This is a genomic window from Pseudomonas sp. TE21394, assembly GCF_054057835.1.
Genome location: NZ_JBSRZR010000001.1, coordinates 2032713 through 2051313, shown reverse-complemented (window position 1 = coordinate 2051313; position 18601 = coordinate 2032713). Strand labels below are relative to the sequence as shown.

Sequence of the window (18601 nt, the reverse complement as noted above, 5' to 3'; positions counted from 1 at the left end):
CTGTAACCCGCATCAGCACTGGGCCCGCTGCGTATACTCGCGCCTCAGGATGTCGCTAGCGGGGGTGCTTTATGCTCGATGAACGCCTTGCCCACAGGCCCATCGATTACGACCAGTCGATTGACGAGGGCTGGCTGAACCGATGCGAGATCAGCGCGCTGGGCCAGGAAGGCGAGCTCAGCTACTTCCGTCTGCGCGACGCGGCCACCCGTCAGGCCTGGATCGCCGTGCGCGCCCCGATCGAAGCACCCGCCGCCTGCCAGCGCCTGGAACGTGACTACCGCCTGCAACTGGACCCCTTGTGGGCGGTAATCCCGTCGGCGTTCGTGCGCTCGGCTGAAGGCCCATTGCTGGTGTACCCGGCCGGCCGGTCGGTCGCCGACCTGCTCGCCGACGGCCCGTTGGCGTTGACGCCGTTTCTGGACATCGCGGTAAATGCTGCCCATGCCTTGGCACAGGCGCACGAACACAATGTGCTGCACGGTGCGCTGCAGCCCGGGCATGTGTGCCTGCATGCCAACCAGCGGGTGCGGCTGTGCTTCTTTCGCGCCGACCACGCGCAGCGTATCAGCGACCAGGGCGCCCCGCTCGGCAACTGGGCGTACCTGGCGCCAGAACAGGTTTGCCCGCACGGCAGCAGCAGCGACCGCCGCAGTGACATCTATGCCCTGGGCGCCATCCTCTACCAGCTATTGCTGGGCGAGCTGCCACTGGCCGGCCGCGATATCCAGCACTGGCGGCAGCTGCATGCCGGCGTACAGCCGCGGGCGGCCTGCGAAGTGAACGGCAAGGTGCCACAGCCCCTCAGCCTGATCCTGGCCAAGGCTTTGGCCAAAGAACCGGACACCCGCTACCAGAGCGCCCGCGCCCTGGCGGTAGATCTGGCTCACTGCCAGCGGCAGTGGGCTGCCACCCGGACCATGGCGCCCTTCACCCCAGGTTGCGCCGACCCGGTCGTGCCCAGCCGCGTGCGCCTGTATGGCCGCCGCACCGAGCAGCAGGCAATCGCCCTTCTGTTCAAGGCCATGCGCCGCGACAGCGCACCACAAGTCCTGCTCGTCAACGGCGCTGCCGGCATGGGCAAGTCGAGCCTGGTCGAAGCCGCCCTCAAGGCCGACACCGAGGGCTACCACGCAATCGGCAAGTGCAACAGCCTGGCCCAGGCCGTGCCCTACACGCCCTGGGTTGAGATACTCGGTGCGCTGACCACCCAGTTGCTGGCCAAGAACAGCCAGGCCCTGGACACCCTGCGCCGCGAGATCCTGCAGCGCATCAAAGGCCATGGCCGCCTGCTCGGCAAACTGGCCCCGGACCTGCAGCTCATTCTCGGCCCGCAGCCGCAACTGCCGGCCAAACTCACGCGCCTCGAGTTGCACAAGGAATTGCACGCAATCATTGAATTCCTCCAGGTTTTCAGCCGCCCTGGACAACCGCTGGTACTGTTCTTCGACGACCTGCAATGGGCCGACGACGCCTCCCGGCAGTTGCTGGCCCAAACGCTGGCGGAGGCGCCCGATAACCTGCTGCTGATGTTCGCCAGCAACAACGACGCGCCCACCAGCAGCGCGCCACTGGCCATACCCGCAACGCTGCGCAGCACTACGCTGAACCTGCAACCGCTGGTTGTCGAGGCGGTAACCGAACTGATTGGCGAGCGCTACCACGTCACCCCCGAGGAGGCGTTGCCGCTGGCCGAAAGGGTTCATGACAAGACGGCCGGCAACCCGTTCTTCATCAACCAGATCCTCAAGGCCATGGTCGAAGACCAGCTGTTCACCTTCGACACTCATGCCATGCGCTGGTCGTGGTGCCTGCAAGCCGTGACCCGACACTGCTACGCCGACAATGTCGCCGACCTGATGATCCAGCGTCTGGGGCGCCTGCCCGTAGCGCAACGCGACCTGCTACGGGTCGCCGGCGCGGCGGGCAGCCGCTGCGATCAGCGCCTGCTGCGGCAGGTACTCGCCCAACCGCCAGGCGAACCGTTGAAAGCCTTGATTGGCGCGGGTTTCCTGCAGCCAGGCGCGAACGGTTTGAGCTTCACCCATGACCGGGTGATGGAGGCCGCTTACGCTCTTACCCCGGCGTCCGAGCGCGCCTCGCTGCATGCACGTATTGTCCTGGCCATGCGCCAGGTCTGGGCTGGTCACCTGCACGAGGTACTGTTCGAACTCGCCAGCCAGCTGCAACGCGCCAGCCCGTGCGGGTTTGCAGCGGACGACTGCGAAGCGTTCCTGCAGCTTCTCCGCGAAGCGGCATCACGCACACGCGACCGTGGCGCCTTCGAGCAAGCCGCTGACTACCTGCATACCGCCGAGCAGTTGCTGCAGCACGGTGCTTCGCTGCAAAGCCGCACCACGCATGGCTTTGCCATCGCCTGCAAAGCGACGGAATGCGACATTCAGCTATCACGGACGAACAGCGCCGAAGCCCGTCTCAAGGTATGCCGCCAGCGCGCACAATCGGCGTTGGACCTGGCACGGGCGTGCCGCCTGCAAGCATTGCTGCACACCTTGCGCGGCGACTATCAGGCGGCCATCGACAGCGCCCTTTCCGGCCTGGACCTGCTGGGTATAAACCCGACACGGGGCGTCGACTGGCAACAGGTCGAGGCCTGCCATGCCCACGTACAGAGCCTGGTCGAACAGAAAGGTCGGCATTGCCTGGAGTCGCTGCCGCGCACCGACTCGGAGGAAGTGACGGTTGCCATAAGCCTGCTCGCCACGCTGTCATCATCGTTCTTCGTAAAGGACGACATCTGTTTCCTGCACTTGGCCAAGCTCATGGAAATGTCGCTGCAGCATGGCGTCGCCCCGGGCAGCATCTACGGCATGGCCTGGTACGGGGTGATGATTGCCGAGCGTTTCGGTGCCTACCATGACGGCCATGCCTATTGCCTGGCCGCACTCAAGCTGATCGAGCGGCACGGTCTGGAGGCCGACCTGACCAGCGCCCTGCTGGCCCTGGACCAGGTCAGCGCCTGGACCTCGCCCATGGAGTTCGCCCGCCGTACCGCGCTGGACGCAGTCGGCTCGACGCGCCTGAGCGGCGACCTGGCGATGAGCTGCTATGCCTGCAACCACCTGGTTTCCGACTCACTGTTCATGGGCCGCTACCTGCCGGAAGTGGTCGAAGAAGTGGCGCAAGGCCTGGCCACCGTGCGGCGCCACGGCTACCGCGATATCGAACTGATCCTGCAGGCCCAGCAAGCGTTCGTCGCGACCCTTGGCGGCATGCCTTGCCCGGCCTCGCCCGCCTCGTCGAAATCGCCTACCACGCGGTTCTTCCAGCACCTGTTCGCCGGCATGGGCGCCTTCTACATGGGCAATATTGCGCAGGCCATGCGCAATCTCGCGTTGGCCGCTGACTACGCCTGGGCTGCACCGGCACACATCAACCTGGCCGACTACCACTTGTTCCGCGGCCTGGCCCTGGGCAGCCCGGAGGCCCCCGGCAACCTGGCCGACAAGCTGCGCGAGCTGCGCACCCTGCGCGAGCGCTTCAGCTGCTGGGCCGGCTTCAACCCGGGCACCTTCCGCAACAAGCTGCTGCTGATCGAGGGCGTGATCGCCAAGCTCGAAGGCGACGGCCTGGCTGCGATCCGCTGCTTCGACCAGGCGCAGATCGCTGCTACTGCTGCCGGTTTCATCCACGAGCAGGCGCTGGCCCATGAACAACTGGCCGAGGTGTGCATCCCCAGCGGCCTGATTTCCGGCGCCAACCTGCACCTGCGTATCGCCCGCGACTGCTTCCATATCTGGGGCGCGAGCGGCAAGGTGCACCAATTGGAGACGCTGCATCCGTTCCTGCGCACCCAGCCGGTCCAGGAGACCTATCGCGCCACCCAGCAGGCCAGCCTGGACCTGGAAGCCGGTATCGAAGCCGCGCGGGCGTTGTCCGAGGAAGTGCTGCTCGAAGGCCTGATCGAAACCCTGATGGGCCACCTGACCCAGCACTCCGGCGCCGACCACGGCGCGCTGCTGATCGTCAGTGGTGCCGAGTTCCAGATGGCCGCCCTTGCCTACATTGATGATGACGGGCTGCACGTGAGCATGGACAACTGCCAGAGGTTCATGACCCAGGCGCCGCTGTCGGTCATCAACGCCACCATGCGCACCCGCAAACCGTTGGTAATCAGCGATGCCCTCAGCGATTGCCCGGAGGCTTTCCGCCAGCAGTTGCAGGCGCGCAATGCCCGCTCGGTGCTGTGCCTGCCGCTGGTGATCCAGGGCGTGCTGATCGGCCTGGTGTACCTGGAAAACCGCCTGGTGCCGAACCTGTTCGGCAGCCAGCGCCTGGCCATGCTGGAAATCCTCGCCTCACAGGCAGCGGTATCGCTGCAAACCGCCAAGTTCTATACCCGCCTGGCCGAAGACAACCAGACCCGCGCCCAGATGGAAGACGAGTTGCGCCGCTCGCGGGCCGAACTGGCGCGCAGCGCGCACTTGCAGGTGATGAACGAGTTGTCGGCTTCGATCGCCCATGAAATCAGCCAGCCGTTGCTGGGCATTGCCTCCAATGCCGCGGCCAGCCTGCGCTGGCTGAAGCGCGCCAAACCCGACCTGGAAGAAGCGATTGCCGGCCTGGAAGACATCCGCAACGACAGCGAACGGGCCGCCAACATCGTGCGGGCGCTGCGGGCACTGGCCAAGCAGTCGCCGATGCAGCTCAAGGCGGTGAAACTGGACGAGCTGATCCGCGAGGTGGTGCGCCTGACCTCGGCCGATGCCCGCAAAGGCAGGGTCGACGTGCAGACGCAACTACAGGCCGGGGTATGCGTGACAGCCGACCCGGTGCAGTTGCAACAGTTGGTATTCAATCTGATCACCAATGCCCTTGAGGCACTGGCGGGGTATCGCAGTGATGGCGTGCTGCGGATTGCCTCGGCGCTGGTCGAGGATGGCGTGGAAATCTGCGTGGACGACAATGGGCCGGGGATTGCCGCGGACGAGCGCGAGCGTGTCTTCGATGCGTTTCATACCACCAAGACCGGTGGCATGGGCATGGGTCTGGCGATCTGCAGCTCGGTGGCTCAGGCGCACGGCGGGCAATTGCAGGCGCTGGTGTCGCAGCTGGGTGGGTGCCGGATTCGTTTCACCCTGCCGGTGAATCCCTCCTAGACTGTACCGGCGGCTTCGCGAATAAGCCCGCGAAGCCGTCGGCGCAGGCTTACCTCAACGCGCGCTCAAGACCGCATAGCTGTTCATCAGGTTGCGGTAGTTGGGGATGCGCTGCGACAGCAGGTTGCCCAGCCCTTCGATGTCGTTGCGCCAGTCGCGGTGCAGCTCACAGGCCACCGAGAACCAGTTCATCATCTGCGCACCCGCCTGGGTCATGCGCACCCAGGCCGCCTGCTGCACCGTCTCGTTGAAGGTGCCCGAGGCATCGGTCACCACGAACACTTCAAAGCCTTCTGCCAGCGCCGACAGGGCCGGGAAGGCCACGCACACATCGGTGACCACACCGGCGATGATCAGCTGCTTGCGGCCAGTGGCCTTGATTGCCTTGACGAAGTCTTCGTTGTCCCAGGCGTTGATCTGGCCTGGTCGGGCAATGTATGGCGCGTCCGGGAACATTTCCTTCAGCTCGGGCACCAGCGGGCCGTTGGGGCCTTGCTCGAAGCTGGTGGTGAGGATGGTCGGCAGGCCGAAAAACTTGGCCAGGTCGCCCAGCGCCAGCACGTTGTTCTTGAACTCGTTGGGCGAAAAGTCCTGCACCAGCGAGATCAGGCCGGTCTGGTGATCGACCAGCAGCACCACCGCGTCGTCTTTGTTCAAGCGCTTGTAATCGGGTTGGCTCATGGGGGTGACTCCTTGGGTTGGGATAAAGGGCCGGCACTGTCCGCGGGGGTTATACCGGCGGATAGCTACGGTTTAAGAAAGTACCTGCGCCTGGCGCCACGCCTTCGGCGGCTGGCCAACCAGACGGCTGAAAGCGCGGGTGAAATGGGCCTGGTCGCAAAAGCCGCACTCCAGGCTCACGTGGGTGATGGGCGCCTCGGTGGCGAGCAGGCGCTTGGCCTTTTCCATGCGCGCCAGCAGGCGCCAGGCCTGGGGCGAAAGGCCGGTAGTCACTTTGAACGCGCGGGAGAAATGGCTGCGGGTGAGGTTGCATACCGCAGCGATCTCGATGATCGACAACGAGCTGTGCAACATCAGTTCCTTGGCCCGGCGCAGCCGCGCGGGCGTTAGTGCGCCGGGGGTTTGCAGCGGCGCTTCGGGCGTCCCAGGGTGCATGGCGACTCTCCTGTTCAATGGCGGAAAGTCTCGCCCCCGGCGCATGACAAAGTCCTGAGCCAAAGCTGAATTGTTATTAATTGTGCGCTGCTGGCCCAGGCTGTTTTGCCGATACCATAAGATACGTTTCGTATTCAGCTTCTGGCCGCTGCCAGCGGCCGACATTCAAGGCGAAAGAGGTATGCAGGAAAAACCCGCCCACCGCACCGTGGCCATGGTGCTGTTCAACGATGTGTTGCTGCTGGATGTCACCGGCCCCATGGATGCATTCGCCATCGCCAATCGGTTCCTGCCCGCAGAACGGCAGTACCGGCTGCTGACCTTGGCCGAGGGGCAGGCAGCGGTGCGCGGCTCATGCGGCCTGAAAGTGGTCGCTGACCGGCGCCTGGAAGACCTGCCGGAGACCGTCGACCTGTTGCTGGTACCAGGTGGCCCGGGCGCCTATGACATTGCCCTGCCCGGGATCGAGCGCTGGCTGCCCCAGGCCGTGCGCCAGGCCAGGCGCTTCGGTGCGATCTGCACCGGGGTGTTCCTGCTGGGCCGGGCCGGGTTGCTGGATGGCTATCGCTGCACCACCCACTGGAACTACGTGGAGCGCCTGGCCCAAGCGTTCCCCCAGGCCAAGGTCGAAACCGAGCAGATCTACGTGATCGACCGCTGCCTGATCACTTCGGGCGGCATCACTGCAGGTATCGACCTGGCGCTGGCGGTGGTCGCCGAGGATCACGGCAAGGCGCTGGCCCTGGACGTGGCCAAAGTGCTGCTGGTCGCCCGCCATCGCCAGGGCGGGCAGACGCCCTACGGGCCGTTGCTGGCAGCGGTGCCACGGGATGATTCACCGATCGCCCGGGTACAGGCGTACATCGTCGACCATATCGAGCAGGCGTTCACCGTACAGAAAATGGCCGACCTGGTGGCCATGAGCGGGCGCAACTTCGCCCGCACGTTCCAGCGCGAGGTGGGCATCACACCATTGCAGTATCTGCAGAACGCGCGCATCGACCGGGCGCGCAAACTGCTGGAAGGCAGCGATTTGCCATTGAAGGTGGTGGCGGCGCGGTGCGGGTTCGGCAGCGATCGGCATATGCGCAAGGTGTTCTGTGAGCGGATCGGCATGACGCCGGCGCAGTATCGGGCGCAGTTCGGAGGCGATGAATAGCTGGATCAGCGCTGCGTTCTTCGCGGGGCATGCCGGCCAGGAGGCCGGCACAGGCTGTCATCAAATTCGGGACAATCTTTCTCCGCCCAGGCGGATTGTCTGCCTTCACCCCAGCCCCCAGAATTGTCCGCCAAACTGGTCTAATGCTGCCCCGGCAGCTCATGGAGTACGAGCCAATGCCACACGACGGCAGCCTTCTGCAAACTGCGGTGATCTTCCTGTTCGCCGCAGTCCTCGCGGTCCCCCTGGCCAAGCGCCTGCAACTGGGGGCCGTGCTCGGCTACCTGCTTGCCGGGGTGATCATCGGCCCGCAAGCACTCGGCCTGATCCGCGACACCGAAAGCGTGGCGCACATTTCCGAACTGGGCGTGGTCCTGCTGCTGTTCATCATCGGCCTGGAATTGTCGCCCAAGCGCTTGTGGCTGATGCGCAAGGCGGTGTTCGGTGTCGGTACTGCCCAGGTTCTGCTGACCGGCGCAGTGATCGGCGCCATTGCCCTGTTCGGCTTCAGCCAGACGCTACCAGCAGCCCTCGTGCTCGGCCTGGGCCTGGCGTTGTCGTCTACCGCCCTCGGCCTGCAGAGCCTGGCCGAGAGCAAGCAGCTCAACGCGCCACACGGCCGCCTGGCGTTCGCCATCCTGTTGTTCCAGGACATTGCCGCGATCCCGCTGATCGCCCTGGTCCCGCTGCTGGCCGCCAGCGGCCCGGACACCAGCAGCGGCGACAGTCTGGGGCATGGCCTGAAGGTGTTCGCCAGCATTGCCGTGGTCATTGTCGGTGGCCGTTACCTGCTGCGGCCGGTGTTTCGCACCGTGGCCCGCACGCGCCTGCCGGAAGTATCCACGGCCACCGCGCTGCTGGTGGTGATCGGCACCGCCTGGCTGATGGAACAAGCCGGTATCTCCATGGCCCTGGGTGCCTTCCTTGCCGGCCTGCTGCTGGCCGATTCGGAATACCGCCACGAGCTGGAATCGCAGATCGAACCGTTCAAGGGCTTGCTGCTGGGGCTGTTCTTCATCAGCGTCGGCATGGGTGCCAACCTGCGCCTGCTGCTGGAGATGCCGCTGGTGCTGCTGGGCCTGACCCTGTCGCTGGTGGCGGTGAAGCTGATGCTGCTGATCGGGGTCGGCCGCCTGGCCGGTGGCCTGAACAGCGCCAGCGCGCTGCGCCTGGGTATGGTGCTGGCCGCAGGTGGCGAGTTCGCCTTCGTGGTGTTCAAGCTGGGCAAGGACCAGGGCCTGTTCGACACCCAGACCTACGACCTGCTGTTGATGACCATCACCTTGTCGATGGCGATTACCCCGCTGTTGATGATTGGCTGCGCCCGCGCCCTCAAGCGCCCGCAAGCGGTGCGTGAAGTGCCCGAGCAGTACAAGCAGATCCAGACCGACACGCCACGGGTGGTAATCGTCGGCATGGGCCGCATGGGCCAGATCGTCGCGCGCATCCTGCGCGCCCAGAAGATCCCGTTCGTTGCCCTGGAAACGTCGGTGGATGCCATCGAGATGACGCGCATGTTCGAGCAGGTGCCGGTTTTCTACGGCGACCCGCTGCGCCCCGAGGTGCTGCATGCGGCCAAGGTGGGTGAGGCGGAGTACTTCATCATCACCATCGATGACCCGGAGGCCGCCATCCATACGGCAGAGCGGGTCAAACGCCTGTACCCGCACCTGAAAGTGCTCGCCCGAGCGCGTAACCGCCAGCATGTGCACAAACTGGTGGATGCGGGTGCCGAACCGATTCGCGAGACGTTCTACTCCAGCCTCGAGATGACCCGCCGGGCATTGGTGGGGCTGGGCTTGAGCGACGAGCAGGCGGCGGACCGCATCGAGCGCTTTACCCAACATGACGAAGAGGTGCTGTTGGCCCAGGGGCAGGTGCGCGATGACCGGGCCAAGGTGATGCAGACGGCCAAGGAGGCGCGGGTGGAGTTGGAGCGGTTGTTTGCTTCGGATGCGGATTGAGGCAGGTACAGCGAAACGACAAGAGGGCTTAGGCCCTCTTCTTGTTTCTGGAATTCAGAAGGCATGAGACGTGCCTGGCGGGCTGTTGAGTCAATGCTACCAAGCGCATGCCTTGAGGTTTTCAGCGTCGGTCAGTCGAGCGCCCCCCGCGCGGCGCATCGCGGATAAATCCGCTCCTACCTCTGTGTCGGGCCAGTTATTCCTGCACCATTGGCGCTCGCACCCTTGGCGCATGGCGGGAGATAGGTGGAACGGCAGCAGCGATGCCTTCGATTATGAATGGGACAAACAAGGCGGACACCGGTGACCTCACAGGAGGTACTGGCCCGAAACAGATGTAGGAGGTACAGCGAAACGACAAGAGGGCTTAGGCCCTGTTCTTGTTTCTGGAATTCAGAACGCATGAGGTGCCTGGCGGGTTGTTGAGTCAATGCTACCAAGCGCATGCCTTGAGCTTTTCAGCGTCGGTCAGTCGAGCGCCGCCCGCGCGGCGCTCGATCTCACAGGCGCTGCAAATCTCAAGGCGAGCCCTTGGCGGCTCTGGTATGCCATCAAGGCGGGCACATCGCAGCCATCCACTGACAAAAAAAAAGGCCGACCCTGCAATCAGGGTCGGCCTCTTGAACCAGAATCCTCGCTGTTACTTACCAACAGTCAGGGCGTTATAGCTGGTAATCAGATTGCGGTAGTCCGGAATATGGTTGGAGCACAGCGCCGCCAGCCCTTCAATGTCATTGCGCCAGTCGCGGTGCAGTTCACAGGCTACGCCGAACCAGGTCATCAGCTGCGCACCTGCCCGGCTCATACGGTCGTGTGCGGCATCACGGGTCATTTCGTTGAAGGTGCCGGAAGCATCGGTCACCACGAACACGTCGAACTCTTCCTCCAGAGCCGCCAGAGCCGGGAACGCTACGCACACTTCAGTCACCACACCGGCAATGATCAGTTGCTTCTTGCCAGTCGCCTTCACCGCCTTGACGAAGTCTTCGTTGTCCCAGGCGTTGATCTGGCCAGGGCGGGCAATGTACGGGGCGTCCGGGAACAGCGCTTTCAGCTCGGGTACCAGCGGGCCGTTCGGGCCTTGCTCGAAGCTGGTGGTGAGGATGGTCGGCAGGTTGAAGAACTTGGCCAGGTCAGCCAGGGCCAGCACGTTGTTCTTGAACTTGTCTGGCTCGATATCACGCACCAGCGACAGCAGGCCAGCCTGGTGGTCGACCAGCAGGACTGCGGCGTCGTCTTTGTTCAGGCGGTTGTAGGTGAATTTGCTCATGGTCTGTGCTCCTAAGGGTTTATGAATTTTTCAGCATTTGAAGGTGTTTCGTGTTGATGAGCACAGATTAAAATCATCACCTTTACGGCGGTAGATAGCAGAATTTGGCTTTAGCGTTCTAATTTATGAACGACAGATTTGTCGGGGCTGTGCCGGCCCTTCGCGGCTGAAGCCGCTCCTACAGGGATCGCGCCGGAGCTGAACCTGCGCTGCGCCTGTAGGAGCGGCTTCAGCCGCGAAGAGGCCGGCACAGGCAACCACATGCCTGGAGACCGATCATTGGAAGACCTCAACTCGCTCTACTACTTCACCCAAGTCGTGGAGCATGGCGGCTTCGCCCCGGCCGGGCGCGCGCTGGACATGCCCAAGTCAAAACTCAGCCGGCGCATCGCCGACCTCGAAGACCGCCTGGGCGTGCGCCTGCTGCACCGCACCAGCCGCCATTGTTCGCTCACCGAGATCGGCCAGGCCTACTACAACCGCTGCCTGGCCATGCGCGTGGAAGCCGAGGGCGCGGCGGAGATCATCGAGCGCAACCGCAGCGAACCGCGCGGCCTGGTTCGCATCAGCTGCCCGACCACACTGCTCAACTCCTGGGTCGGGCCGATGCTGACCCGCTACATGCTCAAGTACCCCCAGGTGGAACTGTTCATCGAGAGCACCAACCGCCGCGTCGACCTGCTGCACGAAGGTTTCGACGTCGCCCTGCGGGTGCGCTTCCCGCCACTGGAAAACACCGACATGGTGATGAAGGTGCTGAGCAACAGTACCCAGTGCCTGGTCGGCCAGCCGCAATATCTGGAGCGACTGCCCAAGGACTTCGACCCGCAGCTGCTCGGCACGTTGCCCAGCCTGCACTGGGGCAGCGCCCAACGCGAATACCACTGGCAGTTGTTCCAGGGCGAGGACACCAGCCACAGCATCGTCATCCCGCATACGCCACGCATGGTCACCGACGACCTGTTCGCCCTGCGTCATTTCGTAGTCGCTGGTGTGGGCATCGCGCACCTGCCGCGGGTGGCAGTGCGCGAGGACCTGGCGTCCGGGCGGCTGGTGGAACTGTTGCCGGGTTGGCACCCGCGCTGCGGTATCGTGCATGCGATCTTCCCGTCACGGCGGGGGTTGCTGCCGTCGGTACGGGCGTTGATCGATCACCTGGCCGAGGAGTTCGCGATCAGCGACATGGCCTGAGCTCAAGGTTGTCTGTACCGGCCTCTTCGCGGGACAAGCCCGCTCCTACAGGGGAACGCGACCTTTTGTAGGAGCGGGCTTGCCCCGCGAAGAGGCCGGCACAGGCAAACCCACGCCAGCACACACTTACAAGACCCCTGACCTATCCTTGCCCCACAGTCTCGGATCATCGCCCCCCCGGAGCCCCCATGATCCGCGCCACCCACGGACCAGGCCGCGCCCTGCTCGCCACCCTCGCCCTCTGCCCGGCCCTCAGCCAGGCCGACGAACCCGGCTGGTCGCTGCTCAGCCGCAACTATTTCCTGCACAGCGACTTCCGCTCGCCATCCGGTAGCGGCCAGAACTACCGCCAGGAATGGGCCCAGGGTTTCATCGGCGACATCCGTTCCGGCTTCACCGAGGGCACCCTCGGCGTCGGTATCGATGCCCACGGTTTTCTCGGCTTCAAGCTCGACGGCGGTCGCGGCCATGCCGGTACCGGCCTGCTGCCGCGCGACAGTGATGGCCGCGCCGAGTCCGGCTACTCCAGTGCCGGCGCTGCACTCAAGCTGCGCCTGGGCGACACCCAGGTGCGCTACGGCGAGATGACCGTGGAAACCCCGGTGTTCGATACCGCCGACAAACGCCTGCACCCGGAATACGCCACCGGCTGGTTGCTGGAGAACCGCAGCCTGCCCGACTGGCGCCTGCAGGCCGGGCGCTTCACCGCGTTCAACAACCAGGACAACAGCGCTACCCATGATGATTTCAGTGGCTACGGCGCCAGCACCGCCAACCGCGCCATCAGCCTGGCCGGCGCCACCTTCGCGCCCCCAGGCCCATTCGGCGCTGCGCTGTACGCCGGGCAGTTGCAGGACACCTGGCGCCAGGCCTATCTCAACCTGAACCTCGCCGAGGGCAACTGGCGCCTGGACGGTAACCTGTACAAGACCCGCGACACCGGCAACGCCAGCGCCGGGGCGATCGACACCCTCGCCTACAGCTTGCTGGCCAGGTACAGCTTCGGCGCCCAGGCGCTGAGCCTGGGCTATCAGAAGGTCAAAGGCGATACCCCGTTCGACTTCGTCGGTGGCGACTCCATCTACCTGGCCAACTCGATCAAGTACGCCGACTTCAACGGCCCCGGCGAGCGCTCCTGGCAACTGCGCCATGACCTCGATTTCGCCACCCTCGGCGTGCCCGGCCTGAGCCTGATGGGCCGCTACGTCAGCGGCCGCGGCATCGACGGCAGCCACGCCCCGGCGCGCGGCGCCTACGTAGGCCAATATGGCAAGGGCGGCAAGCACTGGGAGCGCGACATCGACCTGAAATACGTGGTGCAGTCGGGGGCCGCCAAAGACTTGAGCCTGTCGCTCTCGCATGTCAGCCACCGCGCCAACCAGGCCCAGGCCGGCGATGACATCGATCGCCTCTACCTGATCATCGAATACCCACTCAAAGGCAGCTTCTGACATGAGCACTTCCCCTTCAGGCGCCTGGAGCCCGTTGCGCAACACCACCTTCCGCATGCTGTGGATCGCCACCATTGCCTCGAACATCGGCACCTGGATGCACGAGGTGGGCGCCGGCTGGCTGATGACCACGCTGTCGGCCAGCCCGTTGCACGTGGCGCTGATCCAGGTGGCCGGCTCGCTGCCGATGTTCTTCCTGGCCCTGCCGGCCGGCGCCGCAGCAGATATCGTCGACAAGCGCCGCTACCTGTTGCTGGTGCAGCTGTGGATGTCCGGCGTGGCCGTGGTGCTGGCGGCCTTGACCTTGCTCGGGCTGATGAACGTCGCCTTGCTGCTGGTACTGACCCTGGCGCTGGGCATCGGTACGGCACTGATGATGCCGGCGTGGAGCGCGCTGACGCCAGAGCTGGTAGGCAAGCAGGACCTGGCCAACGCAGTGGCGCTTTCCAGTGTCGGCATCAACGTATCCCGCGCCATCGGCCCGGCATTGGCGGGGTTGGTAGTGAGCATGGTCGGCCCATGGTTGACTTTTGCCCTGAATGCCGTCTCGTTCGCCGGCGTGATCCTGGTGTTGTTGCTGTGGAAACGCGAGGTGAAGGAGCCACTGCTGCCGGCCGAGCGCTTCATTGGCGCCATGCGCACCGGGCTGCGCTTTGCCCGCAGCGCCAAGCCGTTGCAGGCGGTGATGCTGCGCGCGCTGGCGTTCTTTTTCTGCGCCAGTGCCGGTACTTCACTACTGCCGCTGATCGTGCGTGGCGAGATGCGCGGCAGCGCAGCAGATTTCGGCTTGCTGCTGGCGGCCATCGGTATTGGCGCCGTAGCTGGCGCCACCTTGCTGCCACGCCTGCGCGAACGCATCAGCCGCGACCGTCTGGTGATGCTGGCCAGCCTGCTGTATGCCCTGTTCCTCTTGGCCCTGGCGCTGGTGCGCGACTTCTATGTACTACTCCCGGCGATGCTGCTCAGCGGCGCGGCGTGGATCGCCGTGCTGTCCAACCTGCAAGTGGCGGCGCAGACCGCGGTGCCGGCCTGGGTGCGAGCGCGGGCGTTGTCGGTATACATCCTGATCTTCTTTGGCGCCATGGCCGCTGGCGGGCTGCTGTGGGGCACGCTGGCCAGTCATGCATCGATCACCCTGAGCCTGCTGCTGGCCGCAGGCGGGCTGGCATTCGGCACCTTGCTGACCTGCAGGGTGACGCTGCCGGAAACCGAAGCCGAAGAGCTGACACCGTCGCTGCACTGGCCGGTGCCGGTGCTGAGCGACGACCTGGACCAGGACCATGGGCCAGTGATGGTCACCGTCGAATACCACATCGAACCGCCAAAGGCCGCAGCTTTCCAGCGGGCAGCGCGGGAGCTGGAGGCGATGCGCAAGCGTAATGGCGCATTGTCGTGGGGGTTGATGCGCGACAGTGCCGATCCAGCGTTGTGGCTGGAGTTCTTCTTCGAGGAGTCGTGGCTGGAGCATCTGCGCCATCACCATCGGGTGACACGGGGCGAACTGAAGATCGAGGCGCGGGTGCGGATGCTGCAGACCGTTGGAGTGGAAGTGAAGATCCGGCATCTGCTGGCAGGCGGTGAGCACAAAGCTCACCATTGACGCCGGCACCGAAGGAGTGAAGAAGGGGCCCGATTACCGGCCCCTTTTTCACATCTGCTCAGCTTAGAAAGCGAAGCACGAACAACCCAGCGCGCCCCAGAAACCCTGGAAGTCATTCACCGGCACATTGGAGTGCCGCGCCTTCTCATGGCTGTGCGCATGCACCCCGCAAGGCCCGACGCACTGGTGCGCCACTGCCGCCAGCGATGGCGTACCCACGCGCCAGTGGCCCGGCACCTTGGTCACCGGCGACCACTCCGGCAGCACCGGCACCTGTGGCGGGCCGAGCTTGTCGAATTCTGCCGCGGCGTATACCACCTTGCCGTCGACCACGGTCAGCACCGACTCGATGCCCTTGATCGCTTCTTCGTCGACGCTGAAGAAGTCCAGCGACAATGCCGCCAGGTCGGCCAGTTGGCCCACCTTGATCTGCCCCTTCTTGCCCTGCTCGCTGGAGAACCAGGCGCTGCCCTGGGTAAACAGCTGCAATGCGGTGTCGCGACTGAGGCCTTCAGGGTACAGCTCCATGCCTCCGACGGTCTTGCCGCTGACCAGCCAGTACAACGAGGTCCATGGGTTGTAGCTGGACACGCGGGTGGCGTCGGTACCGGCACCCACCGGAACGCCCATGTCGAGCATGCGCTTGATCGGCGGGGTCTGTTCGGCAGCCTTGGCGCCGTAGCGGTCGACGAAGTATTCACCCTGGAAGGCCATGCGGTCCTGGATGGCGATACCACCGCCCAGCGCACGCACGCGTTCGATGTTGTGCGGGGTGATGGTTTCGGCATGGTCGAAGAACCACGGCAGGCCATTGAACGGAATGTCGCGGTTGACCTTCTCGAACACGTCGAGCATGCGCGTGATCGATTCGTTGTAGGTGGCATGCAGGCGGAATGGCCAGCGCTGCTCGACCAGGTGGCGCACCACCGGCTCCAGCTCTTGCTCCATGGTCTGCGGCAGGTCCGGGCGCGGCTCGAGGAAGTCCTCGAAGTCGGCGGCAGAGAACACCAGCATCTCGCCGGCGCCGTTATGGCGCAGGAAGTCGGTGCCGCTGTGCAGCTTGACGCTGGAGGTCCATTTACGGAAGTCGTCCAGCTCTTCCTTGGGCTTCTGGGTGAACAGGTTGTAGGCGATGCGCACGGTCAACTGGTTGTTGTCGGCCAGTTGCTGAATCACCTGATAGTCGTCCGGGAAGTTCTGGTAGCCACCACCGGCATCGATGGCGCTGGTCAGGCCCAGGCGGTTGAGTTCGCGCATGAACTGGCGGGTAGAGTTGACCTGGTACTCCAGCGGCAACTTCGGCCCCTTGGCCAGGGTGGCGTAGAGAATCATAGCGTTGGGGCGGGCGATCAGCATGCCGGTCGGGTTGCCGAACTTGTCACGCTGGATCTCGCCACCCGGCGGGTTGGGCGTGTCCTTGGTGTAGCCGACGGCCTTGAGCGCAGCGCGGTTGAGCAATGCGCGATCATACAGGTGCAGCAGGAACACCGGCGTGTCCGGCGCGGCCTGGTTGATTTCTTCCAGGGTGGGCATGCGTTTTTCGGCGAACTGGAATTCGTTCCAGCCACCGACCACGCGCACCCACTGCGGGGTGGGCGTGCGCGCGGCCTGGTCCTTGAGCATGCGCAGGGCGTCGGCTACCGACGGCACGCCCTCCCAGCGCAGCTCCAGGTTGTAGTTCAGGCCACCACGGATCAGGTGCAGGTGCGAGTCGTTCAGGCCCGGAATGACCGTGCGCTGCCTGAGGTCGATGATTTGCGTGGAGGCGCCCTTGTGGGCCATGGCCTCGGCGTCGTTGCCCACGGCGATGAAACGGCCATCCTTGATGGCGACGGCGGTCGCGGTGGGCTTTTCACGATCAACGGTGTGCAGTTTGCCGTTGAACAGAATCAGGTCGGCGGTCATGGAACCTCCTTGAGTGGATGCGTAAGCGGAACCGGTAAAAGGCAATGCGGACCAGAGCGCGCCGGCGGCACCGAGCACGGTGCTGGTGGCGAGGAACTGGCGACGGGTCTTGTCGTTGCGGTCCTGGGACATGGTCTTCTCCGTCTGGTGGGGGCGCCGGCAGGCGCAACTGCGAAGCATGCCGGTGAGTGCAGGGCCAGGGCTTGGATGGATGTGCGGTGGGTTGTAGAAGGTTAGCCCTGTTCAAGCTTTGTGCTGCCTGGGCAAGCCCCCGAATGCTGCCCACAATTACTTCTGCAGGAACGCCAACAGGTCCTCGTTCAGCTGCTGTGCATGCGTCACGGCAAACCCGTGCGGCGCCCCGGCATACACTTTCAGTTCAGCCCCACGAATCAGCTCCGCCGCCTGCTTGCCGGTGGTTTCCAGCGGCACGATCTGGTCGTCGTCGCCATGGATTACCAGCGTCGGCACATCGACCTTGGCCATGTCGGGGCGGAAGTCGGTCTCGGAAAACGCCGTCACGCAGTCCAGGGTGCCCTTGATCGACGCCATCAGCGCGATGTTCAAGGTTTGGGTCTGCACGCCCTGGGACACCTGCTGCCCATGGTTCAGGCCATAGAACGGCGTGGCAAAATCGGCGATGAACTGCGCCCGGTCGGCACGCAGACCGGCGCGGATACCTTCGAACACCGACAGGTCGACACCCTGCGGGTTGTCGTCACGCTTGCCGAAGATTGGCGTCACTGCCCCCAGCAAGACCAGGCCGGCCACACGCTCGCTACCGTGACGGGCGATGTAGCGGCTGACATCGCCACCGCCCATCGAGAAGCCCACCAGGGTCACGTCGCGCAGGTCGAGATGCTCGATCAGCTGGGCAATATCGTCGGCGAACGTGTCGTAGTCGTAGCCACTCCACGGCTGGCTCGAACGGCCGAAGCCACGGCGGTCGAAGGCGATGGTGCGGTAACCGCGACTGGCCAGGAACTCCATCTGCGAATCCCACATGTCGGCATCCAGTGGCCAGCCATGGCTGAACAGCACGGGCTTGCCACTGCCCCAGTCCTTGAAGTAGATCGAGGTGCCATCGCGGGTAACGAACGTGCTCATGTCGGTATCTCCTTGAAAATGTAGAGGTGAAGGCTTGCTCAGCCGCGCAACCAGTTGGCGCAGCGACGGGTGACCCAGGGCATGATGTAGAACACCACAGGCAGGATGACGAACAGGTTGGTGAACAGGTTGCCGATGATCGCGCCGCCCAATTGCGGAAAGCGCACGAACAGCGGCGCCAGCAGATGCGGAATGACCAGGGTCATCGGGCAGATCACCAGGTAGGTCAGCAGCGCCTGCTTCCAGCGCGGCGGTTGCGCTACGCGGGTGTTCGGCGGGGTGAACCAGAACTCCGGGTCGTCATGCACCTGGGTGTGGTCACCGCCTTCGAGCAACGGCAGCACCTCGTTGACCAGTGCCTGGCGTTCGGTCGAATTGACCCAGGCCTGCAGCAGGCTGGCGTCGGCGAAACGCACCACCGTGGTGAAGTGCAGCCCGCCGTCGTCGGGGCGGATGACGTTGACGTCCAGGTGCCCCGGCTGTCGCCGAGCAGTACTGACCGTGCGCTTGAGCCAGGCTTCGTAGGCGGCCAGCGACGCGGCGCGGACCTTGTGCTGGATGACCAGGGTCACCACGTTGCGGTTGTCTTGGAATGCGGTGTTCATCGGCGTTCCTTGGGATGAGCTTGCCCGCATCCACTGTGCAACGGCGGACGGGCGGAGGATTGGACGGGTGTGCTGCACTGGCCGGGCACCGACTGGCGGTGCCCGGAACCGTG

The 18601-nt window shown here is 64.5% G+C and carries 12 protein-coding genes; 6 read left to right on the top strand and 6 right to left on the bottom strand.

Features of this window, described 5'->3' with window-relative positions:
- Positions 1-71: 71 nt before the first annotated feature.
- Positions 72-5120 (top strand): trifunctional serine/threonine-protein kinase/ATP-binding protein/sensor histidine kinase, encoded by a 5049-nt coding sequence (locus tag ACVWZT_RS09490; RefSeq protein ID WP_457469068.1) that lies wholly within the window; start codon positions 72-74, stop codon positions 5118-5120.
- A gap of 54 nt (positions 5121-5174) precedes the next feature.
- Here the strand turns inward: ACVWZT_RS09490 and ycaC (ACVWZT_RS09485) are convergent, their stop codons facing one another.
- Together ycaC (ACVWZT_RS09485) and ACVWZT_RS09480 are read right to left on the bottom strand one after the other, a co-directional pair.
- Positions 5175-5801 (bottom strand): isochorismate family cysteine hydrolase YcaC, encoded by a 627-nt coding sequence (gene ycaC / locus ACVWZT_RS09485; RefSeq protein WP_296232479.1) that lies wholly within the window; start codon positions 5799-5801, stop codon positions 5175-5177.
- 72 nt (positions 5802-5873) lie between these two features.
- On the bottom strand, positions 5874-6236 hold the full coding sequence (locus ACVWZT_RS09480; RefSeq protein WP_296232478.1) for a helix-turn-helix domain-containing protein: 363 nt from the start codon (positions 6234-6236) through the stop codon (positions 5874-5876).
- A gap of 181 nt (positions 6237-6417) precedes the next feature.
- Here ACVWZT_RS09480 and ACVWZT_RS09475 point away from each other — a divergent pair, with 181 nt between their 5' ends.
- Both ACVWZT_RS09475 and ACVWZT_RS09470 read left to right on the top strand, forming a co-directional pair.
- The gene (locus ACVWZT_RS09475; RefSeq protein ID WP_457469067.1) at positions 6418-7395 is read left to right on the top strand and encodes a GlxA family transcriptional regulator; all 978 of its coding nucleotides are present in this window, start codon (positions 6418-6420) and stop codon (positions 7393-7395) included.
- A gap of 176 nt (positions 7396-7571) precedes the next feature.
- Positions 7572-9359, top strand: coding sequence for a monovalent cation:proton antiporter-2 (CPA2) family protein (locus ACVWZT_RS09470; protein ID WP_457469065.1), 1788 nt, complete (start codon positions 7572-7574; stop codon positions 9357-9359).
- Positions 9360-9999: 640 nt separating this feature from the next.
- Here ACVWZT_RS09470 and ycaC (ACVWZT_RS09465) read toward each other — a convergent pair.
- Positions 10000-10629 (bottom strand): isochorismate family cysteine hydrolase YcaC, encoded by a 630-nt coding sequence (ycaC, locus tag ACVWZT_RS09465; RefSeq protein WP_296232474.1) that lies wholly within the window; start codon positions 10627-10629, stop codon positions 10000-10002.
- A gap of 279 nt (positions 10630-10908) precedes the next feature.
- Here ycaC (ACVWZT_RS09465) and ACVWZT_RS09460 point away from each other — a divergent pair, with 279 nt between their 5' ends.
- From ACVWZT_RS09460 to ACVWZT_RS09450, 3 genes are all read left to right on the top strand, one after another.
- Positions 10909-11820, top strand: coding sequence for a LysR substrate-binding domain-containing protein (locus ACVWZT_RS09460; RefSeq protein WP_296232809.1), 912 nt, complete (start codon positions 10909-10911; stop codon positions 11818-11820).
- Positions 11821-12008: 188 nt separating this feature from the next.
- Positions 12009-13271 carry an OprD family porin gene (locus ACVWZT_RS09455; protein ID WP_457469063.1) on the top strand — a complete coding sequence of 421 codons (1263 nt, stop codon included), beginning with the start codon at positions 12009-12011 and terminating at the stop codon, positions 13269-13271.
- A 1-nt stretch (position 13272) separates the two neighbouring features.
- Complete coding sequence (locus ACVWZT_RS09450; RefSeq protein WP_457469061.1) at positions 13273-14871, top strand: MFS transporter; 1599 nt, start codon at positions 13273-13275, stop codon at positions 14869-14871.
- 63 nt (positions 14872-14934) lie between these two features.
- On the opposite strand, the gene ACVWZT_RS09445 is transcribed toward ACVWZT_RS09450, so the two are convergent.
- The 3 genes from ACVWZT_RS09445 to ACVWZT_RS09435 form a co-directional block, all read right to left on the bottom strand.
- Positions 14935-16908, bottom strand: a complete 1974-nt coding sequence (locus ACVWZT_RS09445; protein WP_457469060.1) for an amidohydrolase — start codon at positions 16906-16908, stop codon at positions 14935-14937.
- A 156-nt stretch (positions 16909-17064) separates the two neighbouring features.
- Positions 17065-17883 carry an alpha/beta fold hydrolase gene (locus ACVWZT_RS09440; protein ID WP_296235033.1) on the bottom strand — a complete coding sequence of 273 codons (819 nt, stop codon included), beginning with the start codon at positions 17881-17883 and terminating at the stop codon, positions 17065-17067.
- Positions 17884-17921: 38 nt separating this feature from the next.
- Complete coding sequence (locus tag ACVWZT_RS09435; protein ID WP_457469059.1) at positions 17922-18488, bottom strand: antibiotic biosynthesis monooxygenase; 567 nt, start codon at positions 18486-18488, stop codon at positions 17922-17924.
- Between the last annotated feature and the right edge of the window lie 113 nt (positions 18489-18601).

Coding starts and splice junctions, on each gene's coding strand:
- ACVWZT_RS09490 (WP_457469068.1), top strand. CDS start 72: ATGCTCGATGAACGCCTTGCCCACAGGCCCATCGATTACGACCAGTCG.
- ycaC (WP_296232479.1), bottom strand. CDS start 5,801: ATGAGCCAACCCGATTACAAGCGCTTGAACAAAGACGACGCGGTGGTG.
- ACVWZT_RS09480 (WP_296232478.1), bottom strand. CDS start 6,236: ATGCACCCTGGGACGCCCGAAGCGCCGCTGCAAACCCCCGGCGCACTA.
- ACVWZT_RS09475 (WP_457469067.1), top strand. CDS start 6,418: ATGCAGGAAAAACCCGCCCACCGCACCGTGGCCATGGTGCTGTTCAAC.
- ACVWZT_RS09470 (WP_457469065.1), top strand. CDS start 7,572: ATGCCACACGACGGCAGCCTTCTGCAAACTGCGGTGATCTTCCTGTTC.
- ycaC (WP_296232474.1), bottom strand. CDS start 10,629: ATGAGCAAATTCACCTACAACCGCCTGAACAAAGACGACGCCGCAGTC.
- ACVWZT_RS09455 (WP_457469063.1), top strand. CDS start 12,009: ATGATCCGCGCCACCCACGGACCAGGCCGCGCCCTGCTCGCCACCCTC.
- ACVWZT_RS09450 (WP_457469061.1), top strand. CDS start 13,273: ATGAGCACTTCCCCTTCAGGCGCCTGGAGCCCGTTGCGCAACACCACC.
- ACVWZT_RS09445 (WP_457469060.1), bottom strand. CDS start 16,908: ATGTCCCAGGACCGCAACGACAAGACCCGTCGCCAGTTCCTCGCCACC.
- ACVWZT_RS09440 (WP_296235033.1), bottom strand. CDS start 17,883: ATGAGCACGTTCGTTACCCGCGATGGCACCTCGATCTACTTCAAGGAC.
- ACVWZT_RS09435 (WP_457469059.1), bottom strand. CDS start 18,488: ATGAACACCGCATTCCAAGACAACCGCAACGTGGTGACCCTGGTCATC.